Source organism: Streptomyces sp. NPDC051172, from assembly GCF_040682555.1.
Classification (GTDB): Bacteria; Actinomycetota; Actinomycetes; order Streptomycetales; family Streptomycetaceae; genus Streptomyces.
In genome coordinates this window covers 15356-39219 of record NZ_JBFBBE010000030.1, presented here as the reverse complement: position 1 = coordinate 39219, position 23864 = coordinate 15356, and the positions used below count along the sequence as shown (strand labels likewise).

22 protein-coding genes and 1 pseudogene are annotated in these 23864 nt (G+C 70.7%); 8 read left to right on the top strand and 15 right to left on the bottom strand.

The annotated features are described in order from the left end of the window. Positions 1–99: 99 nt before the first annotated feature. The 3 genes from AB0N07_RS19990 to AB0N07_RS19980 form a co-directional block, all read right to left on the bottom strand. Entirely contained in the window at positions 100–816 is a 717-nt protein-coding gene (locus tag AB0N07_RS19990; protein ID WP_365836732.1) for a DsbA family oxidoreductase, read from the bottom strand. Between the two features lie 69 nt (positions 817–885). Further along, positions 886–1392 (bottom strand): GNAT family N-acetyltransferase, encoded by a 507-nt coding sequence (locus tag AB0N07_RS19985; RefSeq protein ID WP_365836730.1) that lies wholly within the window; start codon positions 1390–1392, stop codon positions 886–888. After that, positions 1389–2384: a helix-turn-helix domain-containing protein gene (locus AB0N07_RS19980; RefSeq protein ID WP_365836728.1), complete on the bottom strand. Its 996-nt coding sequence runs from the start codon at positions 2382–2384 to the stop codon at positions 1389–1391. The genes AB0N07_RS19985 and AB0N07_RS19980 overlap by 4 nt, the downstream gene beginning before the upstream one ends. Before the next feature lie 70 nt (positions 2385–2454). Between AB0N07_RS19980 and AB0N07_RS19975 the strand changes: the two genes are divergently transcribed. After that, positions 2455–3822: an MFS transporter gene (locus AB0N07_RS19975; protein WP_365836726.1), complete on the top strand. Its 1368-nt coding sequence runs from the start codon at positions 2455–2457 to the stop codon at positions 3820–3822. Positions 3823–3900: 78 nt separating this feature from the next. Here the strand turns inward: AB0N07_RS19975 and AB0N07_RS19970 are convergent, their stop codons facing one another. Then, complete coding sequence (locus AB0N07_RS19970) at positions 3901–4509, bottom strand: DUF1349 domain-containing protein (protein WP_365836724.1); 609 nt, start codon at positions 4507–4509, stop codon at positions 3901–3903. Between the two features lie 48 nt (positions 4510–4557). Continuing rightward, a complete protein-coding gene (locus AB0N07_RS19965) occupies positions 4558–6087 on the bottom strand; it encodes an aldehyde dehydrogenase (NADP(+)) (RefSeq protein WP_365836722.1) in 1530 nt (509 codons plus the stop codon). 163 nt (positions 6088–6250) lie between these two features. Here AB0N07_RS19965 and AB0N07_RS19960 point away from each other — a divergent pair, with 163 nt between their 5' ends. The 3 genes from AB0N07_RS19960 (at position 6251) to AB0N07_RS19950 (ending at position 9045) form a co-directional block, all read left to right on the top strand. Next, on the top strand, positions 6251–7024 hold the full coding sequence (locus tag AB0N07_RS19960) for an IclR family transcriptional regulator (protein WP_365836720.1): 774 nt from the start codon (positions 6251–6253) through the stop codon (positions 7022–7024). Between the two features lie 18 nt (positions 7025–7042). Beyond that, positions 7043–7513, top strand: a complete 471-nt coding sequence (locus AB0N07_RS19955; protein WP_365836718.1) for a GNAT family N-acetyltransferase — start codon at positions 7043–7045, stop codon at positions 7511–7513. An 80-nt stretch (positions 7514–7593) separates the two neighbouring features. Further along, complete coding sequence (locus tag AB0N07_RS19950) at positions 7594–9045, top strand: penicillin-binding transpeptidase domain-containing protein (protein WP_365836716.1); 1452 nt, start codon at positions 7594–7596, stop codon at positions 9043–9045. Between the two features lie 10 nt (positions 9046–9055). Here the strand turns inward: AB0N07_RS19950 and AB0N07_RS19945 are convergent, their stop codons facing one another. Further along, on the bottom strand, positions 9056–10507 hold the full coding sequence (locus AB0N07_RS19945) for an NCS2 family permease (protein ID WP_365836714.1): 1452 nt from the start codon (positions 10505–10507) through the stop codon (positions 9056–9058). 267 nt (positions 10508–10774) lie between these two features. On the opposite strand from AB0N07_RS19945, the gene AB0N07_RS19940 reads away from it, so the two are divergent. The 3 genes from AB0N07_RS19940 (at position 10775) to AB0N07_RS19930 (ending at position 13988) form a co-directional block, all read left to right on the top strand. After that, entirely contained in the window at positions 10775–11341 is a 567-nt protein-coding gene (locus AB0N07_RS19940; protein WP_365836712.1) for a SigE family RNA polymerase sigma factor, read from the top strand. Further along, positions 11338–12165: a hypothetical protein gene (locus AB0N07_RS19935; protein WP_365836710.1), complete on the top strand. Its 828-nt coding sequence runs from the start codon at positions 11338–11340 to the stop codon at positions 12163–12165. Before AB0N07_RS19940 ends, AB0N07_RS19935 begins: the two co-directional genes overlap by 4 nt. A gap of 140 nt (positions 12166–12305) precedes the next feature. After that, entirely contained in the window at positions 12306–13988 is a 1683-nt protein-coding gene (locus AB0N07_RS19930; RefSeq protein ID WP_365836708.1) for a rhamnogalacturonan lyase B N-terminal domain-containing protein, read from the top strand. 176 nt (positions 13989–14164) lie between these two features. On the opposite strand, the gene AB0N07_RS19925 is transcribed toward AB0N07_RS19930, so the two are convergent. From AB0N07_RS19925 to AB0N07_RS19885, 9 genes and pseudogenes are all read right to left on the bottom strand, one after another. Beyond that, entirely contained in the window at positions 14165–14962 is a 798-nt protein-coding gene (locus AB0N07_RS19925) for an HAD family acid phosphatase (RefSeq protein WP_365836706.1), read from the bottom strand. Positions 14963–15164: 202 nt separating this feature from the next. Continuing rightward, positions 15165–15293: pseudogene (locus AB0N07_RS19920) on the bottom strand (DUF6807 family protein); the annotation flags it as partial. Continuing rightward, on the bottom strand, positions 15293–16438 hold the full coding sequence (locus AB0N07_RS19915; RefSeq protein WP_365836704.1) for a Gfo/Idh/MocA family oxidoreductase: 1146 nt from the start codon (positions 16436–16438) through the stop codon (positions 15293–15295). The gene AB0N07_RS19915 and the pseudogene AB0N07_RS19920, both read right to left, overlap by 1 nt. Next, positions 16435–16959 (bottom strand): hypothetical protein, encoded by a 525-nt coding sequence (locus AB0N07_RS19910; RefSeq protein WP_365836702.1) that lies wholly within the window; start codon positions 16957–16959, stop codon positions 16435–16437. Before AB0N07_RS19910 ends, AB0N07_RS19915 begins: the two co-directional genes overlap by 4 nt. A gap of 93 nt (positions 16960–17052) precedes the next feature. Then, on the bottom strand, positions 17053–18783 hold the full coding sequence (gene araD / locus AB0N07_RS19905; RefSeq protein WP_365836700.1) for an L-arabinonate dehydratase: 1731 nt from the start codon (positions 18781–18783) through the stop codon (positions 17053–17055). Continuing rightward, positions 18780–19691, bottom strand: coding sequence for a dihydrodipicolinate synthase family protein (locus tag AB0N07_RS19900; RefSeq protein ID WP_365836699.1), 912 nt, complete (start codon positions 19689–19691; stop codon positions 18780–18782). Before AB0N07_RS19900 ends, araD begins: the two co-directional genes overlap by 4 nt. Beyond that, positions 19688–20356: a GntR family transcriptional regulator gene (locus AB0N07_RS19895; RefSeq protein WP_365836697.1), complete on the bottom strand. Its 669-nt coding sequence runs from the start codon at positions 20354–20356 to the stop codon at positions 19688–19690. The genes AB0N07_RS19900 and AB0N07_RS19895 overlap by 4 nt, the downstream gene beginning before the upstream one ends. A gap of 158 nt (positions 20357–20514) precedes the next feature. Beyond that, positions 20515–21267, bottom strand: a complete 753-nt coding sequence (locus AB0N07_RS19890) for an MBL fold metallo-hydrolase (RefSeq protein ID WP_365836695.1) — start codon at positions 21265–21267, stop codon at positions 20515–20517. 211 nt (positions 21268–21478) lie between these two features. Beyond that, on the bottom strand, positions 21479–22072 hold the full coding sequence (locus AB0N07_RS19885) for a TIGR03086 family metal-binding protein (RefSeq protein ID WP_365836693.1): 594 nt from the start codon (positions 22070–22072) through the stop codon (positions 21479–21481). A 124-nt stretch (positions 22073–22196) separates the two neighbouring features. Between AB0N07_RS19885 and AB0N07_RS19880 the strand changes: the two genes are divergently transcribed. Further along, positions 22197–23426: an MFS transporter gene (locus tag AB0N07_RS19880; protein ID WP_365836691.1), complete on the top strand. Its 1230-nt coding sequence runs from the start codon at positions 22197–22199 to the stop codon at positions 23424–23426. Positions 23427–23864: the final 438 nt, after the last annotated feature.

Below are 23864 nucleotides of genomic sequence, written 5' to 3'. Positions count from 1 at the left end.
GGATCCACTGTGAGCCCGGGAGCACCCATAGTCCATCGCCGATTTCTTCGTGGTTTCACTAAGCAATGCTTATAGGTCCGCCCCGACCTGCACGCTTTCTCAGTGCTGCGGCACCGCACATCCGTCGGGACCGCAGGCGTCCGCGTCACCCTGGTCGATCAGCTGCAGCGGCGGGCGCTCGCCCCAGGCCTGGGTCAGCGCCCGGGTGAAGACCTCGGCGGGCTGTGCGCCAGAGACGCCGAACTTGCGGTCGAGCACGAAGAACGGCACCCCGTTGGCCCCGAGCTGCGCGGCCTCGCGCTCGTCTGCGCGGACCTCCTCGGCGTACGCGGCCGGGTCGGCGAGCACCTTGCGGGCGTCCTCGGCCTCCAGACCGGCGGCGACGGCCAGCTCGACCAGCCGCTCGTCTCCCTCGCTGAAGACGGACCGCTCCTCGGCGAAGTTCGCCCGGTAGAGGAGCTGGATCAGCTCGTCCTGCCTGCCCTGGTCCTTGGCGAAGTGCAGCAGGCGGTGCATGTCGAAGGTGTTGCCGTGGTCGCGGTCCCGGGTGCGGTACTCGAGACCCTCGGCCGCGGCCTGCGCACCCAGGTTCTCCTCTCCGGCCTGCGCCTGAGCCTCGCTCATGCCGTACTTCTTGGTGAGCATCCTGATCACCGGCTGGACGTCACCCTTGGCGCGGCCGGGGTCCAGCTCGAAGGAGCGGTGCACCACCTCGACCTGGTCGCGGTGCGGGAAGGCGTCGAGCGCCTTCTCGAAGCGGGCCTTGCCTACGTAGCACCAGGGGCACGCTATGTCCGACCAGATCTCGACCTTCATGTTCTCTCCAGCTCGTTCGGGCTACGGAGGCCGCCTCCGCCGAGTGGATGAACGTTCAAGCAGCTGGGATCATTCCCCGGACACCGAGAAGCGCAGGAAGAGGTGGTGGTCGCCCTCGGTGGGCGGGTTCTGCGGGTCCGGGTCCCAGCCCTGGCGGGCGTAGAAGGCCTGGGCGCGCTCGTTGTCGACGTGCACGTCGAGGACGGCCGTGCGCCTGCCGTCGGCCCGCCACTGCTCGACGCAGGCGGTGTGCAGGGCGGTACCGATGCCGAAGCGCCAGTGGTCGGGGTCGACGTGGAACTGGAAGAGCTTGACCGTTTCCGCCGGGGCGCCCTCCGGGATACGGAAGGACGCGATGCCGACCAGGCGGGCATCGCGGACCGCGCACAGCACCTGGCCGTCGGGGCGCTCGATGGCCTGCAGCCAGGCGGCCTGCCAGTCGAAGCCGTCGTCCGGCAGGCCGTCGGGGTAGTAGGTGGCGCGGGCGCGCTCATGCAGGGCGGCGACGGGCGCGACCTCGGCCGGCAGCGCGGTTCGGATCACCAGGGAGTCGACGGTCCTGTTCGCTCTGATCATGCAGCGGAGGACGTGACGGCGGCGGCCTCGGTTCCCAGGCGGGTGAACTGTGCCCGGTAGGCGCTCGGGGTCAGGCCGGTGCGCCTGACCACATGGGTCCGCAGTGAGTCGGCCGTGCCCAGGCCGCAGGCGCGGGCCACCTGGTCCATGGGCAGGGCGGTGGTCTCCAGGAGCTCTCTGGCGCGCTCGATGCGCTGGTGCAGCAGCCACTGCAGGGGGCTGACGCCGCTCTCGGCGTGGAAGCGGCGGGTGAGGGTGCGGACGGAGACGCCCGCGTGGCGGGCCAGGTCGGTCAGGGTGAGCGGCTTGTCGAGGTTGCGCATGGCCCAGCCGCGGGTGTCGGCGCAGACGGTGCCGCGCTCGGGCGGCAGCGGGGTGTGCGTGAACTGGGTCTGACCGCCCGGCCGTACGGGGGCGACGAGGGCGAGCCGGGCGACCTCGTTGGCGACGGCGGCGCCGTAGTCGGTGCGGATGACGTGCAGACAGAGATCGATGCCGGCGGCGTATCCGGACGCCGTGACATACGGGCCGTCCTGGACGTACAGCACGTCTCCCTGGAGGTCGACCTGCGGGTAGCGTCGGCGCAGTTCCTCGGCGTGCGCCCAGTACGTCGTCGCCCTGCGGCCCTGGAGCAGGCCCGCCTCCGCGAGCTGGAAGGCGCCGGTGCACAGGGACGCGATCCGCTTGCCGGCGTCGGCGGCCTCGCGGACGGCGGCCACGATCCGCGGGTCCGGCTCGTAGGGCGCGCCCGTGCCGGCCACGACCACCGTGTCCGCCTCCCGCACGGCCTCCAGCCCGTCGCGCACATACAGGTCGAGCCCTCCACTGGTGGGCACGGGCCCGGGCTCGGCGGCGCAGATGACCACGTCGTAGCCCGGCCGCCCGGCCACCTCGACCTTGCCGAACAGCAGCTCGGGGATGGCCAGGTTGAACATCGAGACGGGCGAGGGCGCGATCACGGCGATGCGGTGCGGGGCGAACCGGTCGGACATGGCCAGAACCTCCGGGTGCGTGGCATTCGGGCCACTACTGTACGACGGCCCCGATCCGCAGCATGGAGTCATGTCGACCGACCGGATCCTCAAGGACGTACAACCCAACCGCTCCGAGCGGGAGTTGACGTCCAAGCGGCCCTCCCCCGGGCTCACCCTCACCGCCGCCCTCCTCGGCTTCGCGCTGATCTGCCTCGACGCGTCCGTGGTGAACGTGGCGCTGCCCGCGATCGGCTCCTCCCTCGGCGCGGGGATGTCCGGCCTGCAGTGGGTGGTGGACGCCTACACCCTTCCCTTCGCCGCGCTGATGCTGTCCACCGGGGCCTTCGCGGACCGAGCGGGCGCGAGCCGCGCGTTCGCACTTGGCACGACGGTCTTCACGCTCGCCTCGACGGCCTGCGGACTGGCACCGAACCTGCCGGCGCTGATCGGCGCTCGGGTGGCGCAGGGCGCGGCGGCGGCCGTCGTGCTCCCGGCCTCGCTGTCGCTGGTGCGGCAGGCGTACCCGGAGCCGAAGCGGCGTGCGCGCGCGGTGGCGACATGGGCCGCCGGCGGTTCGGTGGCGGTGGCGCTCGGCCCGGTGGCGGGCGGTCTGCTGACCACCGCGTGGGACTGGCGCGGGATCTTCTTCGTCAATCTGCCGGTGGGGGCGCTGATCGTGGCCCTGCTCGTACGGGCCCCGCGCTCCGAACGCCGCCCCTCACCCCTGGACCTGCCGGGGCAGGCGACGGCGGTGGTGGCGCTCACGGGCCTGACGTTCGCGGCGATCGAGGGCGGTACGGCGGGATGGGCGGCGCTGGCCGTCGCCGTCCTGGCGGCCGTGGTCTTCTTCCGCGTGGAGACGCGCAGCCCGCATCCGGTCGTCCCCCTCGGGCTCTTCCGCAACCGGACGGTGGCCGTGGCGGTCGCGGCGGGCGCGGCGGTGAGCGTGGCCTTCTACAGCGGGGTGTTCGTCTTCTCCCTCTTCTTCCAGCAGGTCCAGGGCCTGTCCGCGCTGCGCGCCGGGCTGGCGTTCCTGCCCATGACGGGCCTGATCGCGGTGACGAACGTGGCGGCGGGCAAGCTCGCGGGGCGGTACGGGCCGCGGCTGCCGATGCTCGTGGGGCAGGCGCTGGCCGTCGTGGGACTGCTGGTCCTGCTGTACGTCGACGCCGGCACGTCTTCCGTCCTGACGGCCGCGCTCCTCGTACCGCTGGCCCTGGGCTGCGCACTGACGGTGCCGCCGCTGACGGCCGCGATGATGGACGCGGTGCCGGCGGAACGGGCCGGGCTCGCGGCCGGTGTGCTCAATGCTGCGCGGCAGGTGGCGGGAGGGCTGGGGATCGCCGTCTTCGGGACGCTGGTGTCCCACGGGTTCACCGGGGGAATGCGTCTGAGCCTGGCGATCAGCGCGGGGTTGCTCGCGCTGACGGGTGCGGCTACATCCCGGTTGCGGTAGCGCCCTGAAGGGGCGCGGGGAACTGCGCGACAAGCCACAACGGCGCAGCAGACGAACACCGCACGCCCCGCGGAGCGCTCAGCGGCCGTCCCGCAGGTCTGCGGGCCAGTTGGGGCGGAACTCCATGTGGTCGTAGGTGACCACGCAGCCCTCTCCCATCGGTGACTGGGTCATGAAGCCGACGAGGGCGTCGCCGGTCTCCTTCTCGTTGCCCAGGGTGAAGAGGCGGATGAAGGTCCAGCGCTTGCCGTCCCGGGAGGCGTGGAAGGCGAAGGCGCGGCCGGTGCGGCTCACCCGGAGCCAGACCGAACTGCCCTCCACGGTGAAGGAGTTGGCGTCGTCGGAGTGCCCCCGTGTGACCACCGTGCAGACGGTGGGCACGTCCGGGGAGTACTCCAGGCAGAGCTTGGCCCAGGCCCGCTCGCCGACATGGACGTACAAGACCCCCGCGTCGAAGGCCGAGGCGAACCCGACCGTGACGCGCGCGATCAGCTGGAAGTCCCCCTCGGGCGCCCCGAGCAGCCGGGGGGCGTCGGAGGCAGGCTCCAGCGCCTCCCCGGTGGGCGGCACGAACCGGTCCTGGCGGGGGCCTGCCCATCCGCTGAGGATCCCGTCCTCGTACAACCAGTGCCCGTCGGGGCCGTAGGTGCGGAGAGCGAAAGGCAGTTCGGGAAGTTCCACGTCCATCAGCTGATTGTCGCAGCCGGTGAAGCCACCGGCGCACCCCGCGGAGCGCTAACGCTCGAGCCGCCCGTTGAACCGCCGGGGCAACCCCAGCGGGTTGTCGTCCCGAAGCTCCGGCGGAAGGATCGCCTCCGGCGCCGTCTGGTACGTCACCGGCCGCATCCACCGCTCGATGGCGGTGCCGCCGACCGACGTCGACGTGGAGGTGGTCGCCGGGTACGGGCCGCCGTGGTGCTGGGCGGGGGCCACCGCGACACCCGTCGGCCAGCCGTTCACCAGCACACGGCCCGCGAGCGGCGTCAGCTCGGCCAGCAGTTCCGCGCCACGGCCCTCCCCGGCCGCCTCCTCCGCCGACAGATGGACCGTCGCCGTGAGATTGCCCGGCAGCCGCGACAGCACCCCCTGCACCTGGGCCTCGTCCTCGTAGCGGGCCACCACGGTGACCGGCCCGAAGCACTCCTCGAGGAGCAGGTCGTACTGGCCTTCCTCGGCCAGCTTGTCCGCCGAGACCGTCAGGAAGCCGGCGCTCACCGTGTGCTCACCGCCCGCGCCCGGCGTCACCGGGGACTCGACCTCGGGAAGCTCGGCACGCTCGGCGACCCCGGCGATGAAGTTGTCGCGCATGCGGTGGTCCAGCAGGACCCCGGCGTCGGTGTCGCTGACCGCGTCCGTGAGGGACTTGACCAGGCGGTCGCCCGCCGCGCCGCTCGGCGCGAGCACCAGGCCCGGCTTCACGCAGAACTGGCCGACCCCCAGCGTCATCGACCCGGCGAGGCCCGCGCCGATGGCCTCGGCGCGCTCGGCGGCCGCGGCCTCGGTGATGACGACCGGGTTCAGGGAGCCCAGCTCGCCGTGGAAGGGGATCGGGGTCGGCCGTGCGGCGGCGGCGTCGAAGAGGGCGCGGCCACCCCGTACGGAACCGGTGAAGCCGGCCGCCGCGACGAGGGGGTGCTTGACCAGCTCCACGCCGGCCTCGAAACCGTGGACCAGGCCGACGGCGCCGTCGGGGATGCCGTGCGCGGCGGCGGCCCGGCGCAGCACCTTGGCGACCAGCTCGGACAGGGCCGGGTGGTCGGGATGGGCCTTGACGACGACCGGGCAGCCCGCGGCCAGCGCGCTCGCGGTGTCGCCGCCGGCGACCGAGAAGGCGAAGGGGAAGTTGGATGCCGAGTAGACGGCGACGACGCCCAGGGGCACCTTGTAGCGGCGCAGGTCCGGGATGGGCGGGGTCGCGGTGTCGTCGGGGTGGTTGATGATCACGTCGAGGAAGGCGCCCTCGTCGACGATGTCCGCGAAGGCCCGCAACTGGTAGCAGGTGCGGGCGAGTTCGCCGGTGAGCCGGACCGGGCCGAGCGCGGTCTCGGCGTCGGCGGTCTCGACGAGCCCGTCCTTCGCCGCCTGCAGCTGCTCGGCGGCGGTGCGCAGGAAGGCCGAGCGGACCGCGCGGTCGGCGAGGGCGCCGCGCGCGGCGTGCGCGGCGCGGACGGCGGCGTCCACCTCCTGGGCTGTGGCCTCCACCGCAACCTGTTCACGCTGCTTCCCGGTACGGGGGTCGACACTCCAGACTGGTGCTGCTGCCACCGCGGGTCCCTCCACGTATGTCTTGCGGTATGTCCTGCTTGTATTGCCGCAGTATCTGGGTCATCCACCAGGGTCGTTCGATATACTGAACGCTGTCTCTGATGATGAATATGCTGTTGGAGACTATATCTTCGGTTTCCCGTCGAACGAAGGGTCAAGGGCGATGTCGGTAGCCGAGACAGGCGGCGGGGCACAGGTCAAGTCCGCGGTGCGGACGGTCGAACTGCTCGAATACTTCGCCGGCCGGCCCGGTATGCACTCCCTCGCTTCGGTCCAGGAGGCCGTCGGGTATCCCAAGTCCAGTCTGTACATGCTGCTGCGCACCCTGGTGGAGCTGGGCTGGGTGGAGACGGACGCGACGGGCACGCGGTACGGCATCGGGGTGCGGGCGCTGCTGGTCGGTACCTCGTACATCGACGGCGACGAGGTGGTGGCGGCGGCCCGCCCGACCCTGGACCGGCTGTCGGACGACACCACGGAGACCATTCACCTGGCCCGCCTGGACGGCACGAACGTGGTGTACCTGGCCACCCGGCAGTCGCAGCACTATCTGCGCCCGTTCACCCGGGTGGGGCGCCGGCTGCCCGCGCACTCCACCTCGCTGGGCAAGGCGCTGCTGAGCACGTACACGGACGAGCAGGTCCGCAAGATGCTCCCGGAGACCCTGCCTGCGCTGACCGAGAACACCATCACCGACCGGGAGAAGCTCATCGAGGAGCTGCACCAGGTCCGGGAGCAGGGCTTCGCCGTGGACCGCGAGGAGAACACGCTGGGGCTGCGCTGCTTCGGCGTCGCCATCCCCTACCGCACTCCGGCGCGCGACGCGATCAGCTGCTCGGTGCCGGTGGCGCGGCTCACCCCGGCCCACGAACAGACGGTCAAGGACGCCCTGTTCGACGCGCGCGACCGGCTGACCCTGGCGACACGCAGGCTCTGACTCCTAGGCTTCGGCGTCATGGACGTCGTACTCCGTGAAGTGCACGACAGTGATCTGCCGGTCTTCTTCCGGCAGATGAACGATCCCGAGGCGCTGCGCATGGCCGCGTTCACCCCGAAGGACCCGGCCGACCGGGACGCCTTCGAGGCCCACTGGAAACGGATCCGGGCCTCCGAGGACGTCCTGCGCACGGTCCTGGTCGACGGTGACGTGGTGGGCAGCGCCGCGGTGTACGGCGAGCCGGGCGAGCGCGAGGTCACCTACTGGATCGACCGCGCGCACTGGGGCCGGGGCATCGCCACGGCCGCCCTGCGGGAGCTGGTGGCCCAGGTGCCCGAGCGTCCGCTGTACGCCCGTGCGGCCGCCGACAACACCGGCTCCCTGCGGGTCCTGAGCAAGTGCGGATTCCGGGTGACCGCCCGGGCCTCCGGGTTCGCCAACGCGCGCGGCGAGGAGATCGACGAGTTCGTGCTCGCGCTGGACGCCTGACACCGCCGCGGATGAGCGTCCGATGAGAAAGACGGACGCAAGGGAACGATCGACCCGCTTCTGATCGTCTTCCGAGTGGGATGAACAAGACGATCAGGCGGGCCGCCGTCTTCACACTGCTGCTGGTGATCGCTCTGCTGGTCAGGGCGACCTGGGTGCAGTTCTACGACGGCAATGCCCTCGCGGACGACAAGTACAACCGGCGCAACGCGATCCAGACGTACGCGGACCCGCTCGGGAACATCATCGTGGGCGGCAACGCGATCACCGGTTCCGCGGTGACGAAGAACAGCGACCTCAAGTACAAGCGCACGTACAAGGACGGCAAGCTGTATGCGGCGGTGACGGGCTACGCCTCGCAGGCGTATGCGCCGACCCAGCTGGAGGGCATCTACCAGGACCTCCTGGACGGGACGGACAGCCGTCTCAGGACCGTGATGGACACGATCACCGGCAAGCGGGCCGACCCGGGCAACGTGGTCACGACGATCGACCCGGACGTGCAGAAGGCGGCGTACGACGCGCTCGGTGACAAGAAGGGCGCGGCCGTCGCGATCGATCCGAAGACCGGCAGGATCCTGGCGGTCGTGTCGACACCGTCGTTCGACCCGTCGACGCTGACGGACGCCAACGCCGCGGGTACGGCCTGGAAGACGCTCAACGCGGACTCCGACAAGCCGCTGACCAACCGCGCACTGCGCCAGCCACTGCCGCCGGGCTCGACGTTCAAACTGGTCGTCGCGGCCGCGGCGCTGGAGGACGGGCTGTACTCGTCCGTGGACGAGAACACGAAGAGCCCGGACCCGTACACGCTCCCGGGCACCACCCACGACCTGTCCAACGAGAACCCGAACGCGCCCTGCGAGAACGCGACGATCCGTACCGCGCTGCAGTACTCCTGCAACAACGTCTTCGCGAAGATGGCCGTCGACCTGGGCCAGGACAAGGTGCGGGCGATGGCCGAGAAGTTCGGCTTCAACGACACGGAACAGGACGTGCCGGTGCGGGCCTACACCAGTGCCTACCCCTCGGGCCTGGACAGGTCCTCCACTGCCCTGACGGGCATCGGCCAGTACAACGTCACCGCGACCCCCCTCCAGATGGCCATGGTGTCGGCCGCAATAGCCAACGGCGGCAAGCTGGTCTCTCCGCACATGGTCTCGCAGATCACCGACAGCGGCGGTGACGTGCTGAAGAACTACGACGACAGCGCGAGCACCAAGGAGATCGTCAGCTCCTCGACCGCCGGGCAACTGCAGTCCGCGATGCAGACGGTGGTGGAGAAGGGCACCGGCACGAACGCCCAGATATCGGGCGCCACCGTGGGCGGCAAGACCGGCACGGCCCAGCACGGCGAGAACAACAGCAAGACGCCGTACGCCTGGTTCACGTCCTACGGCAAGGAGGGCGGCAAGGAGGTCGCCGTGGCCGTCATGGTCGAGCAGTCGAACGCGACCCGCTCGGAGGTCAGCGGCAACGGCCTGGCCGCCCCCGTGGCCAAGGCCGTGATGGAGGCGGCTCTCAAGAACTGAGTCCAGTCTGCTACTTCACGCCCAGAATCTGCTCCACCGGGTCAATGGCGAAGTACACCAGGAACAGCGCGGACACCCCCCACAGCAGCCAGTGCACCTCCTTGGCCTTCCCCAACACCGCCTTGATGAGGACGTAGGCCAGGAACCCCGCCCCGATGCCGTCGGTGATCGAGTAGGTGAACGGCATCGTGGCGATGGTCAGAAACGCCGGGATGGCGATCTCGTACCGGTCCCAGTCGATGTGCTTGACGTGCGTCATCATCAGGAACCCGACCGCGATCAGCGCAGGCGCAGCCGCCTGCAGCGGCACGATCGTCAGCAACGGCGTCAGAAACAGCGCGAGCCCGAACAACCCGCCGGTGATCAGGTTCGCAAAGCCGGTGCGCGCCCCCTCGCCCACACCGGCCGCCGACTCGATGTAAGCGGTGTTGGAGGAGGCGGACCCCAGACCGCCGGCCACCGCCGCCGCGCCGTCGATGAACAGCACGCGTCCGATCCCCGGCACCTGCCCGTTCTCGTCGAGCAGTCCGGCCTCCGCGCTGATGCCGACGATGGTGCCCATGGCGTCGAAGAAGTCCGACAGGATCAGGGTGAAGACCAGCAGGACGGCGGTGAGGATGCCGGCCTTGGCGAAGCCGCCGAACAGGCTGAAGTGACCGACGAGCCCGAAGTCGGGGGTGGAGACGATCTTGTCGGGCACACGTGGGGTGGTCAGGCCCCAGCTCTTGATGTCCGCCACCGCGTCGATGACGATCGCGACGATCGTCATGGTCACGATGCTGATCAGGATGGCGCCCTTCACCTTGCGGGCGAGCAGCGCGATGGTGAGCAGCACGCCGAGACAGAAGACGAGGACGGGCCAGCCGGTCAGCCGGCCCACGGCCCCCAGCTGCACCGGCACGGTGGTCTGTGCCGCGTCCGGGATACGGCTGACGAACCCGGCGTCCACGAAGCCGATGAAGGCGATGAACAGACCGATGCCGACGCCGATCGCCTGCTTGAGCTGCTGCGGAATGGCGTCCATGATCGCCTTCCGCAGTCCGGTGACGACCAGGACGCAGATCAGGATGCCCTCGAGGACGACGAGGCCCATCGCGTCGGACCAGCTCATCAACGGGGCGAGCTGGAAGGCGACGACGGCGTTGAGGCCTAGGCCCGCGGCGATGGCGAGCGGGAGGTTGCCGCCCACGCCCATGATGATCGTCATCACACAGGCCACCAGGGCGGTGGCGGTGACGAGTTGGCCGGTGTCGAGGCTGTGGCCGAACTTGTCCTTCGCGCTGCCGAGGATGATGGGATTCAGGACAAGGATGTAGGCCATCGTGAAGAACGTGGCGAAGCCGCCGCGTATCTCCCGGCCGAAGGTGGATCCCCGCTCGGAGATCCTGAAGAACCGGTCGACGCCGTTCGCCGCTGGTGGCGCGGCACTCGGCAGGTCGGTCGTCTTCCTGGTGTCGGACATGGCGGGTGCTCCTAGGTGCCTGATTGATCAGTGTGCGGATGCTGGCTGGATTGTTCCCGCGGTGAACCCGTTTCAGGTTTTCTCCGTGTTACGGAATCGGTCGACCCGCCGGGCTTCGTTCGAGGTGCCGTACAGATTCGAAGCCCCGTGCGAACCCGGCAGTTTGACCACTGCTACGCTCCGGATCTCGTCCGGGCCTCCTCCGGATGATCACATGTCTCACATGTCTCACATGTCATCTACATGCCACACGTAGAGAGGGCGCCCGTGGGCACTGTCGTCGACGATGCAGCCTCCGTGGAGTTTCATGCCTTCTTCGAGCGGCACTACGCCGAACTGTCCCGGTTCGCCCACCTGCTGACCGGCGAGGCGGATGCCGCCGACGATCTTGCCGCCGACGCACTGCTCGCCCTGTGGCACCGCTGGGACCGGGTGCGCGCCGCGGACCACCCGGCCGCGTACGCCCGCGGAGTCGTCGCCAACCTGGCCCGCACTCGGATCCGCAGCGCCGTGCGTGAGCGCCGGCGGATCTCGCTGTTCTGGTCGCAGCGCGAGGAGAAGACCGAGAATCCAGACATGGCAGGCGTTGTCGACGTCCAGGAGGCGCTGCGCAGGCTGCCGTTCAGGAAACGGGCGTGTGTGGTGCTCCGGCACGCGTTCGACCTGTCGGAGAAGGACACCGCTCTCGCTCTGGGTGTTTCCGTGGGTACGGTTAAGTCCCAGACGTCCAAGGGGATGGCCGAGCTGCAGAAGATCCTCGGCTCCCAGGGCGTACCGCAGAGGGTGCACGCGGCGATGGCGCGCGGCGGCGAGAGTGGAGGGACGGGCCGATGAGGCAGCAGGACGTGCACGACGAGCTGCGCGCCCGGCTGCACGAGACGGCCGAGGCACACCAGCCGGACCGGGCCAGGATCCTGGCGCGGATCGAGCGGGGCATGAGCGAGCACAGCCGCCCCGACCACCGGGCGACCCGTCCGCCGGTGTGGGGCTGGGCCCGGGTGGTGAGTGCGACGGCCGCGGTCGCCGGCATGCTCGCGGTCGGCGGTTACGCGGTGGCGTCCGCGGTGAAGGACGACACTCCCCCGCAGCGGCAGACGGTCTCGGTCGCCCCGACGCCCACGCCGTCCCCCGATGCGACGGGACGGGCGCCCGTCCCGCCGGCGGGCCGGACGCCGAGCACCGCCCGACCGCCCCACAAGCCGAGCAACACCCCTGCCGGCAAGCCCTCCGCCGCCGTGCCGACGCCCGCCGACGGTCCGCTGCGGTCGGACGGCTCGGTGGACCCGCACAGCAACGACTTCTGGGCGCAGAGCGACATCACGCTCAGGACGAGCCGGCAACTGACCGCCCTGACCGTGCAGTTGAAGGTCGCCCAGACCGGCGGGGTCAGCTCGACCGGCGCGTGGCGCTCGCTGCCCGAGCAGGACTTCGACCTCACGGTCGGCGAGCAGAACGGCTTCCTCGTCTACACCTGGACGCTCAAGGCGGGCCGTACGGTCCCCACGGGCGAGTGGGTGTTCGCCGGGCAGTACAACCACCAGCACGGCGGCCGCGACGCCACGGGCGACACCTACGCGATCACGGGAACGGCGGACGGCACGCAGCGTGCGGTCGGCGGCGGCTTCGAGGCCCACACCAACGGTGCGGGCGACTCGTAGACAGCTCTTGATCCAGAACCTCGCGCAAAAAATCTTGAAAAGGGCGGCAACCCGTTCCTCGGCGGCGGCAACCAGGAAGTACAGGACGACTTCTTCACCTGCAGCTGAGTGAACATTCAAGTACGACGGGACTTCGCCCCTTGAGCACCCACAAGAGACACCTCACCCGCCGCCGGGTGCTCGGGGCCTCCGCGCTCGGTGTCGCCGCCACCGGTGCCGCCGTAGCGGGAGGCGCCGGTCTGCTGTCGTCCGCGTCCGCCGCGGCCTTCGGCTACCAGGACGACGGCAGGAACTACGTCGTCGACACCGGGGCCTTGCTCGTCTTCAAGGTCTCCAAGACGACCGGTGACCTCACGTCCCTCGTCTACCGGGGCAAGGAGTACGAGGGCTACGGCGGCAGGCACTCGCACGTCGAGTCGGGGCTCGGGGCCTCCACCGTCACCATCAAGCAGTCGGGTCCGACGATCCTGATCAAGGTCGTGCACGGTGCGATCACCCAGTGGTACGCGGCCCGCAGCGGCCAGAACAACGTGTACCTGTGGACGAACAAGACCGATGCGTCCTTCACAGCGACCCGCTACATCGTCCGCCTCGAGCCCGGCATGTTCCCCAACACCGGCTCGGACGCCTGGGACTCGACGAGGGACAGGATCATCGAGGCGGGTGACGTCTGGAAGAGCCCGGACGGCACGACCCACTCCAAGCACTACTCGGGCAAGCGGACCATCGACTACGACTACGTCGGCCTCACCACCGGCTCGGTCGGCCTCTGGATGGTCCGCTCCAACCACGAGAAGGCCTCCGGCGGACCCTTCTACCGCTCGCTGCTGCGGCACTCGAACGACGGCGGCGCGGGCCTGTACGAGATCCTGCACTACAACGAGGCCCAGACGGAGGCGGAGCGCTTCGGCCTGCAGGGGCCGTACGTCATCGCCCTCACCGACGGCGGCGCCCCCTCCTCCGCGCTCTTCCAGGCGAACCTGGACACCTCGTGGGTGGACGGGCTCGGCGTCACCGGCTGGGTCGGCAAGGCGGGCCGCGGCAAGGTGGCGGGTGTCGGCCTGAAGGGCATGGACGCCAAGTACCCCTACACCGTGGGCTTCGCGAACGCGGACGCGCAGTACTGGGCGAAGGCCGCGGCCGGCACCGGCGCCTTCTCCTGCAAGGGGATGCTGCCGGGGACGTACACGCTGACCGTCTACAAGGGCGAACTCGCCGTGCACACCGAGTCGGTGAAGGTGACGGCGGGCGGTACGACGTCCCTGCACACCCTGGGCATCACCGGTGACCCGTCCGCCGCGTCCACCGTCTGGCGGCTGGGCGACTGGGACGGAACGCCCGGCGAGTTCAAGAACGCCGAGCTGATGACGTACGCGCATCCCTCCGACGGCCGCGCGGCCAAGTGGACCGGCAACGTCACCATCGGCGGCGGCAGCGAGGCCGCGTCCTTCCCGGCGTACATGTGGAAGGACGTCAATGACGGCATCCTGGTCTACTTCAAGCTGACCGAGGCGCAGGCCGCGGCGGCGCACACGCTGCGGGTGGGGGTGACGGACGCGTTCGCCGGCGGGCGGCCGCGGGTGGCCGTGAACGACTGGCTTTCGGCCATTCCCACAGCACCCACACAGCCCTCGACTCGTTCCCTCACCACGGGCTCGTACCGTGGAAACAACCACACCTTCACTTTCAACGTCCCTAACAGTGCGTGGAAGACGGACACCTCCCAGTACAACGTCCTGAAGATCAACATCGTGAGCGGTTCGGGCGGCACGGCCTATCTCAGCGCCGGCACGTCGTTCGACTGCCTGGACCTGCTGGCCTGAGCCCCCCTCGGTCAGCAGAAGAACGCCCCGCCGGTGACGACCGGCGGGGCGTTTCGCCTCCGGCGAGTGGACGCAGTCCACGAACCACGCGCTGCCGGCCGGCCCCCGCCACGGCACGGTGCTGCCGGTGACGGGGGCCGAGTACGAGTGGCTGCTCGCCGCCTACGGGGACGGGCTCAGCTGACGAAGTACGTCGGGTTCGGCAGCTTGTAGGTGCGGTCGGCGTAGCCGCCGTCCAGGTCCGAGTACTGGTCGCCGAAGTTGGCGACGATCTCGTAGCCGAGGTCGTCCTCGATGTGCTTGCGGGTGCCGGACTTGTACTGGACGGTCGTGCAGGTCCAGGTGCCCGGCGTGGCGCAGGCGCTGAGATAGGCCGGCGGGTTCGCCTTGTCCTTGAGGAACATGTGGTCGGCGTCGAGGTTCACATCGGCGCCGATCTTCTTCAGGTTCGCGACGGCGGCGGTGCGCTGCGCCTCGCTCAGACCCGAGTTGTAGAAGACCTCGACGCCCTTGGACTCGGCGTACCGGACCAGCTCGGCGCTGCCGAACACGCCCGGGCGGTCGGCCTTGTTCACGTAGTCGGCCCAGGTGGTCGGGTTGTACGTGTAGTTGTAGCGCTTCTCGTAGTCGAGGCTGAGCAGCAGCGTGTCGTCGATGTCGAACATGACCGCGGGCTTCTCGCCCCGGTGGTGCGCCTTGCGGGCGGCCTGGTCGATGTACTTCCTGGCGGCGGCGTCGATGTGCGCCAGATCCTGGGCGTACGGGCTGTCCGGGGACGCCTGGTACACGCCGCCCGCGTCGGCCGTGGTGCCGTAGTAGGTGTCGATGTCCTTCACCAGGAGGCCGATGTTGTACGGCTCGTGGGTGGAGTTGGCCGTGGACTGGCCGGCCGTGGCCGCACCGGCGCCGTAGAGGGCGCCGCCGGCGAGGGCGCACGCCGCGGCGATCGCCGCGATACGAAATGGCTTATGCATGACAGGTTTCTACGCGCGTCACCCCGGTGGACGCGAGACCCGTTGCCTGATCGATATCTCTTCGGTAGGCAAAAAACGGGTCAAGCGCCCTGGACGGGAGGGTTCCGGATCGGTACCGCTCAGGTCACCGTCGCCCCGCTCGTCGTCGAGCCGGTGTTGGAGTTCCCGGTGAAGCCGTTGCCGGCGTTGCCCCAGGCGGCCTGCCGGCCAGGGTGATGACGGGGCGGAGGTACGGGCGTGGGGAGAGCCGGGCCGGCAGTTCGGGCCGGGTGACGTAACGGCCGACCGGGCGGCCTGCGACGCGCAGGACGGGCGAGTCGGTGGTCGTCATCAGGTGCTCACCACTTTCGGTGGCGCCCAGGTGGCGCCGAGCTCGGAGTAGAGGGAGAGGGTGTCGGCGGCGGCTGCGACGAGTCCGTCGATGCCGGGCACGACCCTGCGGCCCTCGTCGGGGACCGGGTGCCAGGCCGCGGCCGGCAGCGGGACCGGGTCGGGGGCCTGCCGAATCGCTTCAACGACCTTCATGAAGGCGCCCGTCGCGTCCGGGGTGACCAGGAGGTCGGCGCCGTCGGTGAGGTGGTCTACCAGGTTCTCCAGCAGGTCGGTGCGGCCGTACTCGTACTCCTCGGGGCCGTGGTCGGCGCGCTGGAGCAGGACGCGGTCCTGCTTGTACCAGTAGGTGATCCGGCCGCGGGTGCCGTGCACGACGACATACGGCTCGTCGTCCTGCTCGGCGCACAGGGTCGCGGCGACGGTGACCCTGCGGCCCGGTGCGGTGGTGATGCGGACGCAGGAGGTGTCGTCGGATTCGATGTCGTTGGCGCGCAGCAGTTCGAGCTCGATGCCGGTGACGTCCTCGGCGCGTGTGGTGCCGTTGACGGCGAGCGCGGTGGCCACGGCGTGCGCGAGGGGGTTGGTGAGCACGCCGTCGATGACGTCGACGCCGTTCAGACGCCGTTTGCCCGCCCAGGGCGCCCGCCGGTAGTAGGCCTCGGGGCGCACCCAGGCACCGGCCCCGCCGATGCCGACGAGCTCGCCGACGGCGCCCTCGGCGACCATCCCGAGGACGGCGGGGACGGCGTGCGAGCCCAGCGACTGGAAGCCGATCTGGCAGACCACGCCCGCCTCGGCGACCCCGTCGGCCATCCGCCGGAACTCGGCGTACGACGGCGCGGGCGGCTTCTCCAGGATCAGGTGGACACCTTTGCGGGCGGCCGTCAGGGCCAGGTCGGTGTGGGTGGGGATCGGGGTGCAGATCACGGCGATCCGGGCGCCGGTGGAGTCGAGGAGCGCGCCGAAGTCGGCGGACTGCTCGGGCGTGCCGAGGCCGTCGGGGATCTCGTGCGCGGTCAGCGGGGTCAGCTCGCAGATGCCTGCCAGCCGTACGATCCCCTTGTCCTGGAGCCGGCGGATGTTGTCCAGGTGCCAGCGGCCGTGGCCGCGCGCGCCCGCCAGGACGAGGTCTACGGTGCTCATGGGGTCCTCCCTGCGCCCGCGCCGTGCGCCACCTCTCGGTCGGCTTCCTCGGCGCTGCCGATCTTTGTGTGCAGGGTAGGCGTCCAGCCGGGGTCGGCCGTGACGTCGCGTTCGCTCCCCTCGGGGACGACGTACCGGTTGTCGTCGACGCGCACCTGTCCGGAGCGGACGCGTGGTGCGCGCTGGACGACGGACTCGAACCGGTTGTGGTGCAGGGTCACCCGCCGCTTGCCGCGGTTCCCCGTCGCCGAGTCGTCGTTGCCGATCAGCATCGCCTTGGTGTCCTTGGTGAAGATCTGGACGAAGTTGTCGAAGCCCGCGAAGCCGTTCCGCCACGGCTTGGTGGGGTTGAAGTTCTGCAGGCTGTAGTAGAAGACGCTGATCACCGGGTGGGCGATGAAGCCCAGCATGAGCAGGGCCGCCGGGGCGATCAGCAGATACGGCAGCCTGCGCGGCGTGGCGGGGGCACGGCGCCGCCGGGGTGGCGCGGGCGGGTTCGCCACGGCTGCGACCTGGGCCATGACAGGGTCTCCGTTCTCGGTACGGCCGGCTCTTGCGGGGCAAACGCTTTCTCGGTGCGCATGGGGGTGCCGCTTGCGGCTACGGGGGCACGGTCAACCTGCGTAGGAGTCCGGTACCTTGCCCGGCCGGGCCAGGAACTCGAAGTCGCAGCCTGTGTCCGCCTGGGTGATCTGGTCGTTGTAGAGGGCGCCGTAGCCGCGTTCGTAGCGGGTGGGCGGGGGTGTCCAGGCCGCCCTGCGGTGCTCCAGCTCCTCGTCGGCCACGTGGAGATGGAGGGTGCGTGCCTCGACGTCGAGGGTGACGAGGTCGCCCGAGCGGACGAGGGCGAGCGGGCCGCCGACATACGACTCGGGGGCGATGTGCAGCGCGCAGGCGCCGTAACTCGTGCCGCTCATCCGGGCGTCGGAGATGCGGACCATGTCCCGTACACCCTGCTTGAGGAGGTGGTCGGGGATCGGCAGCATGCCGTACTCGGGCATGCCGGGGCCGCCCTTGGGGCCGGCGTTGCGCAGCACCAGCACGCTGTCGGCCGTGATGTTCAACTCCGGGTCGTCGATGGTGCGTTGCATGGTCCTGTAGTCGTCGAAGACGACCGCGGGACCGGTGTGCTTGAGCAGGTGCTGTTCGGCGGCGATGTGCTTGATGACGGCGCCGTCGGGGCAGAGGTTGCCGCGCAGGACGGCGACTCCGCCCTCGGCGGCGACCGGGTTCTCGCGGGTGCGGATGACGTCGTCGTTGTGGACGACGGCGCCCTCGATCTGCTCGCCCAGAGTGCCGTTGACCGTCAGCCGGTCCAGGTGCAGCAGGTCGGTGATCCGCGAGAGGAAGGCGGGCAGGCCGCCGGCGAAGTAGAAGTCCTCCATGAGGTACGTCTGTCCGCCGGGACGGACGTCGGCCAGCACCGGCACGGTCCGCGCGATGCGGTCGAAGTCGTCGAGGGTGAGCGGGACTTGGGAGCGGCCCGCCATCGCGATCAGGTGGATGACGGCGTTGGTGGAGCCGCCGAGTCCGAGCACCGTGGTGACGGCGTCCTCGAAGGCCTCGCGGGTGAGGATTCCGGACGGCTTGAGCCCGGTCCAGGCGAGGTCCACGGCTCGGCGCCCGGAGGCGGCGGCCATCCGCTCGTGCCCGGAGTCGACGGCCGGGATCGAGGAGGCGCCCGGCAGCGTCATGCCGAGGGCTTCGGCGGCCGCGGTCATCGTGGAGGCGGTCCCCATGGTCATGCAGTGGCCGGGGGAACGGGCCAGCCCGCCCTGCAGCTCCCGCAGTTCGCAGTCCGTCAGGTTGCCGGCGCGGTGCTCGTCCCAGTACTTCCACATGTCGGTGCCGGAACCGAGGGTCTCACCTCGCCAGTGCCCCGGCAGCATCGGTCCGGCGGGCACGAAGACCGACGGTACGTCGGCCGAGGCGGCGCCCATGAGGAGCGCCGGGGTCGACTTGTCGCAGCCGCCGAGCAGCACCGCCGCGTCCACCGGATACGACCGCAGCAGCTCCTCCGTCTCCATCGCGAGCAGGTTGCGGTAGAGCATGGGGGTCGGCTTCTGATAGGTCTCCGAGAGCGTGGCGACCGGGAACTCCAGCGGAAAGCCACCCGCCTGCCACACGCCCCGTTTGACCGCCTCGGCGCGCTCGCGCAGATGGACGTGGCAGGGGTTGATGTCGGACCACGTGTTGAGCACGGCGATCACCGGGCGGCCCCGGTACTCCTCCGCCTCGTAACCCAGCTGGCGCATACGGGCGTTGTGCGACCAGGTGCGCAGCCGGCCGCCGGTGCCGTACCACTGATGACTTCTGAGTTCCTCGGGGCGCAGTTTGTCGGTCACAGCGACCATCCTGCGGCTATGGCGGCGACCTCGGCGCGCTCGTCCTCGGAAAGGGTGCTGCTCGGGGGGCGGACGTCGCGGCGGCACAGACCGAGCGAGGCGAGGGCCTCCTTGACGACGGTGACGTTGTCGGCGGAGCCGTTCGCCGCGCGGAGTTCCTCGAAGCGGCGGATCTGCTCCCAGACCTTCATGGCGCCCGGGTAGTCGCCGGATCGAAGCGCTTCGATCATGTTCAGCGAGACGGACGGGGCGACGTTCACGAGTCCGGAGGTGAAGCCGGTGGCTCCCGCGGAGAAGTACGAGGGCGCGTAGGGCTCGGCGAGACCGGCGACCCACACGAAGCGGTCGAGCCCCGCGTCCCGTGCGAAGGCGGCGAACTTGGCCGCGTCGGGGACGGCGTACTTGACCCCGATGACGTTCGGGCAGGCGTCGGCGAGCTCGGCGAGGCGTGCGCCGGCCAGCTGGGCGTTGCGGATGTAGGGGACGACGCCCAGCTCGGGGACGGCCTCGGCGACTGCGCGGTGGTAGTCGACCCAGCCGCCCTGGGAGACGTACGGATGGACGGGCTGATGGACCATCACCATCTGGGCGCCGTGCTCACGGGCGTGCCGTGCGGAGGCGACGGCGGTGGGCACGTCGTGGCCGACGCCGACGAGGATCGCGGCGCGCTCGTCGGCCTCCTCGATGGTCAACTCGGTGACAAGACGGCGCTCTTCGGGGGAGAGCGCATAGAACTCGCCGGTGTTTCCGTTGGGGGTGAGGATGCTGATTCCGCCCTCCAGCAGCCGACGCAGCAGGGCCCGGTGGGTGTCCTGGTCGACGGTGCCGTCCTCGGCGAACGGGGTCACCGGGATCGCCACCACATCGGCCAGGGCCGTCCGTTGGGCCTCGAACGTCATGCTGCTCATGCGGTGCCTTCCTGGTTGTCCGTGACCGCCTGGGGGAACGCCCGCTCGACGAAGGACGCGATATGGACGTGCAGGGCGCGGGCCGCGCCGTCGGCGTCGCCCGCCAGGGCGAGCCGCAGGATCTCCCGGTGCTCGCCGGCCTCCTGCTCCCAGGAGGGCGAGGCCGCCCAGGCCACCGCGGAGACGAGGGCCGCCTGGTCGCGGACCTCGTCGAGCATGCGGCCGAGCAGCGGGTTTCCGCAGGGCAGATACAGGGCGCGGTGGAACTCCCGGTTGGCGAGGGACCGTTCGGCCATGTCGGTGGCGTCGTCGGCCCTGGTCAGCGCGGTGCGTGCGGCGTCGAGTGAGGCCCCTCGCCGCACCGCACGCCTGAGCGCCTCGGGCTCCAGCAGCAGCCGCACGTCGTAGACCTCACGCGCCATGTCCGCGTCCACCATGCGCACCGTGACGCCCTTGTACTGGTTCATCACGACGAGCCCGGTGCCGGCCAGGGTCTTGAGCGCCTCGCGCACGGGGGTCTTGGACACCCCGAACTGTGCGGCGAGCTCGGTCTCGACCAGGGCCCGGCCCGGCGTCAACTGTCCGGTGAGGATGCGGTGTTTGATCGCGTCCAGCACGTACTGCGTGCGGGACGGGATCGGCGTGGGCGTGGGCACAGAGGTCATGCGCGCCTCTCGGATGTCACGTGTCAGATCTCGGGTATCTGATCTCGTGTATCGCGTCTCATATATGACGTACGAAGTACGACGCGTTGAAGGTAGGAGGGGCCGCATGTTTCGTCAATGCTTCTGACAAAGGGAGTTGGGGTTGCGGGGTCGGCCGATCAGACGGTCGTGGTCTCGCCCTCACGGGCTGTGGCGGTGCGGCCGCCGAAGGCCGCGGCGGCCCGTTTCGTCGCCGACTCCTCGGTGAGCGTGGGTCCGACGTGGGTGACGAGCAGTCGACTCACGGTGGCCGCGCGGGCCGTGGCGCCGGCGTCCTCGGGGGTCAGGTGCACCTGTTCGCCTTCGTGATGGGCGTCGATGTCGGCCTCGCACAGGAACAGGTCGGCGTCGGCGGCGAGTTGGCCGAGCGCCTCGCAGGGGCCGCTGTCCCCGGAATAGGCGAGCACTCGCCCCTCGGTTTCCGCGCGCAGCCCGTAGGCCTCGATGTCGTGCTTGACGGCGCGGGAAGTGAGGAGCAGGTCGCCGTGCCGGGCGGTGTGGCCGTCGTGCAAGGTCCGGAAGTCGAGGATGCCGCTCAGGAATCCGGCATCGGGGCGCCCGAAGAACCCGGCGAGGCGCAAGGCACAGTCGCCGGGTGCGTAGACTGGGATGGGCGAGGGCGGAGTGAGTCCCCCGTAGGCCAGTCCGTACACCGCGGACAGCAGATCGGCACTGTGGTCGGCGTGCAGGTGCGAGATCCAGATGGCGCTCAGCCGCGCAGGGTCCGTGTGCCGCTGCAACTCCGCGAAACTGCCGGGTCCGGCGTCCACCCATACCTCGGCGCCCCCACCGCGCAGGAGATGCCCGGAGCAGGGGCGGCCGGGCCGCGGGTGCGGGGAGGCCGTGCCGAGGACGGTGAGGGCGAGGGGCATGCGGAGAGCTTACGGTCCGCTCGCACACCACGCCCCTCGGTCCCGGCACACGCACCCGGCTCGTGCCCACGTGGGCCCACGTCGCCTCGATCAGCGGTCGGGCCCGGCGGCGCGGCGACCGAAATCCGCGGCGGGCTAGCTCCCGGCCCCCGCCGACGCCCGGTCACCGCATCCGCGGCCAGCCCGGGGCCGGACGCCATCGCCGCGCACATCACGGCGTGCGTGTCCACCCCGGGTCCCGCCCGCTGAGCCCCACCGCCCGGTCGGGCAGCGGAGCATCCGGCGGTACGGGCACCACGGGCCCGAAGATGCCGCCGCCGCGGGTCGGGTCGTTGGCCGCGGCCAACAGGAAGTCGTGGGAGGCATGCAGGGCGGCAGGGTCGGGGGTGTAGTCCTGGCCGGTGGCGCGGGCCAGGTCCCAGCCGTGGATGACCAGTTCGTCGACGGCGACGGCAGCAGCGACCTCGCCGGGCAGGTCGATGCCGCCGGCCCTGGTCATACCGGTCCGGGCGACCGGGTCGCGCCAGGCCTCGGCCAGTTCATCGAGAGCCTTGGGCAGGGCCTCGCGCCAGTCGGGGGCGAGGTCCGGGGCGGCGGCGCCGGGGTTGGTGTCGGTCGTGCCCCCCAGGTCCTTGCGGGCCGCGTCGCGGAAGGCGACGGACAGTCCGAGCAGATGGCCCAGCATGTTGCGCACCGCGCAGTCCGGGCAGGGCGTCGGATCCGCCAGCTGCTCGTCGCTCACGCCCTCCGCGAGCCGCGCGACGACGCGCGTCTGGGGTCCGAGGTCGAGGGTCGTGTCACTCATGCACTGCTCCTCACGGTCGGGTCTCGTCGATGTGGACCGACCGCGCCCCCGAAACTCATCGCAGCCCCGGTTAGGGCACTTGCCTCATCCCCGGCCGGGGGCCTTAGACCCACCATGGCCAGGCATGACGACATCGACATGGGCGGTCGTGCGGGTCCTGCGCGACCGCAGCGCGGGTCTGTATCTCGCCGGCGCGGTGATCTCCGGCTTCGGGACGTCGGCGCTGTGGCTGGCGTCCGGCGTATGGGTCAAGGAGCTGACCGGCTCGGACGGACTGGCCGCGCTGTGCCTGCTCGCCATGTGGGCGCCCACGCTCGCCGGCCCCCTGCTCGGCACCCTCGCCGACCGGCTCCGCCGCAAACCCCTTCTGATCGGCACGAACCTACTCCTGGCCGCCCTCCTGCTCACCCTCTTCGCCGTCGGCTCCCCGGGCCGGCTGTGGCTGCTCTACACGGTCCTGTTCGTGTACGGCGCCGCGGGCGTCGTCCATGACGCGGCCGAGTCGGCCCTCGTCGCGGCCGCCGTCGACCGGTCCCTGCTGGGCGACTTCAACGGGCTGCGCATGACGGCGACCGAGGGCATGAAGCTGGTCGCCCCACTCGCGGGCGCGGCCCTCTTCGCAGCGTACGGCGGCCCGGGCGTCGCCCTGCTGGACGCCGTCACGTTCGTCCTGGCCACGGGCCTGTACGCCCTGCTGCGGGTCCGCGAGCAGAACCCGCAGCCGCCCGGCCGTCGAGCACCGACCGCGGACGGCATCAGGTACCTCTGGCAGCACGCCCGGCTGCGCCCCCTCGTCCTGGCGGGCGCCACGACGATGTTCTGCGCGGGCCTGTCCGGGGCGCTGCTCTACGCCGTCATCGACGGCCTCGGCCACTCCCCCGACTACGCCGGTGTCCTGTACGCCGTCCAGGGCATCGGCTCGGTGGCCGTCGGCCTGGCCTCCGGTCCGGCCCTGCGCCGCCTGGGCGAACACCGCTTCGCGGCCTACGGGATCGCCCTCACGGGCGTCGCGATCGCCGCCCGGGCCACCCCCTCGGACCTGGTGGCCCTGCTGTGCAGCGCGGCGATCGGAGCAGGGCTCCCCTGCGTCCTGATCGCCGCACTGACCGCCGTACAGCACGAGACACCGAACGCTCTGCTCGGCCGCACAGCCGCCACGGCGAACACCGTCCTCTTCACGCCGAACGTACTCGGTCTGGCCACGGGGGCAGCCCTGGTCGAACTCACGGACTACCGACCCCTGCTCATAGCCCTCGGCGCAACCCTGCTACCCACGGCCACCCGACTCCTCCAAAGCCCGGCAACCACCGACCGCACCGCCTCCAGGTCACGGTCCGATGCCAACCCGGCGTGATACAGCCGCAGTTCGACCGCCCACGCCGCGTCCGCGGCCAGCGCCCGCGGACTGCCACCCATCCCCGGCAAAGGGCGCCGGCAGGCCCCTGCCGCAACCCTGCCGGCCGCCTCCATCAAATGCCCGGCGAGCACCGAGCACACCGCCTCCAGGTCGCCGCCCGACGCCAACCCCGCACCCCGCAGCCGCAGTTCGACCGCTCCGACGCCCTGTCCACGCAGATCCGCGGCCGGCGAAACCGTGCTGCCGACTTGTCGCCGCCTCCCTCGCTCAGATGCCCGGCAAGCACCGAACACACCGCCTCCGAGTCGCCGCCCGACGCCAACCCCGCACCCCACAGCTACAGTTCGACCGCTCCGACGCCCTGTCCACGCAGATCCGCGGCCGGCGAAACCGTGCTGCCGACTTGTCGCCGCCTCCCTCGCTCAGATGCCCGGC

Bases quoted from the DNA above. Each gene is read 5' to 3' on its own strand.
- AB0N07_RS19895 (WP_365836697.1), bottom strand. From the start codon at position 20,356: ATGACCTCTGTGCCCACGCCCACGCCGATCCCGTCCCGCACGCAGTAC.
- AB0N07_RS19910 (WP_365836702.1), bottom strand. From the start codon at position 16,959: ATGGCCCAGGTCGCAGCCGTGGCGAACCCGCCCGCGCCACCCCGGCGG.
- AB0N07_RS19970 (WP_365836724.1), bottom strand. From the start codon at position 4,509: ATGGACGTGGAACTTCCCGAACTGCCTTTCGCTCTCCGCACCTACGGC.
- AB0N07_RS19955 (WP_365836718.1), top strand. From the start codon at position 7,043: ATGGACGTCGTACTCCGTGAAGTGCACGACAGTGATCTGCCGGTCTTC.
- AB0N07_RS19915 (WP_365836704.1), bottom strand. From the start codon at position 16,438: ATGAGCACCGTAGACCTCGTCCTGGCGGGCGCGCGCGGCCACGGCCGC.
- AB0N07_RS19885 (WP_365836693.1), bottom strand. From the start codon at position 22,072: ATGAGTGACACGACCCTCGACCTCGGACCCCAGACGCGCGTCGTCGCG.
- AB0N07_RS19950 (WP_365836716.1), top strand. From the start codon at position 7,594: ATGAACAAGACGATCAGGCGGGCCGCCGTCTTCACACTGCTGCTGGTG.
- AB0N07_RS19890 (WP_365836695.1), bottom strand. From the start codon at position 21,267: ATGCCCCTCGCCCTCACCGTCCTCGGCACGGCCTCCCCGCACCCGCGG.
- AB0N07_RS19900 (WP_365836699.1), bottom strand. From the start codon at position 19,691: ATGAGCAGCATGACGTTCGAGGCCCAACGGACGGCCCTGGCCGATGTG.
- AB0N07_RS19980 (WP_365836728.1), bottom strand. From the start codon at position 2,384: ATGTCCGACCGGTTCGCCCCGCACCGCATCGCCGTGATCGCGCCCTCG.
- AB0N07_RS19880 (WP_365836691.1), top strand. From the start codon at position 22,197: ATGACGACATCGACATGGGCGGTCGTGCGGGTCCTGCGCGACCGCAGC.
- AB0N07_RS19935 (WP_365836710.1), top strand. From the start codon at position 11,338: ATGAGGCAGCAGGACGTGCACGACGAGCTGCGCGCCCGGCTGCACGAG.
- AB0N07_RS19990 (WP_365836732.1), bottom strand. From the start codon at position 816: ATGAAGGTCGAGATCTGGTCGGACATAGCGTGCCCCTGGTGCTACGTA.
- AB0N07_RS19960 (WP_365836720.1), top strand. From the start codon at position 6,251: ATGTCGGTAGCCGAGACAGGCGGCGGGGCACAGGTCAAGTCCGCGGTG.
- AB0N07_RS19985 (WP_365836730.1), bottom strand. From the start codon at position 1,392: ATGATCAGAGCGAACAGGACCGTCGACTCCCTGGTGATCCGAACCGCG.
- AB0N07_RS19945 (WP_365836714.1), bottom strand. From the start codon at position 10,507: ATGTCCGACACCAGGAAGACGACCGACCTGCCGAGTGCCGCGCCACCA.
- AB0N07_RS19975 (WP_365836726.1), top strand. From the start codon at position 2,455: ATGTCGACCGACCGGATCCTCAAGGACGTACAACCCAACCGCTCCGAG.
- AB0N07_RS19925 (WP_365836706.1), bottom strand. From the start codon at position 14,962: ATGCATAAGCCATTTCGTATCGCGGCGATCGCCGCGGCGTGCGCCCTC.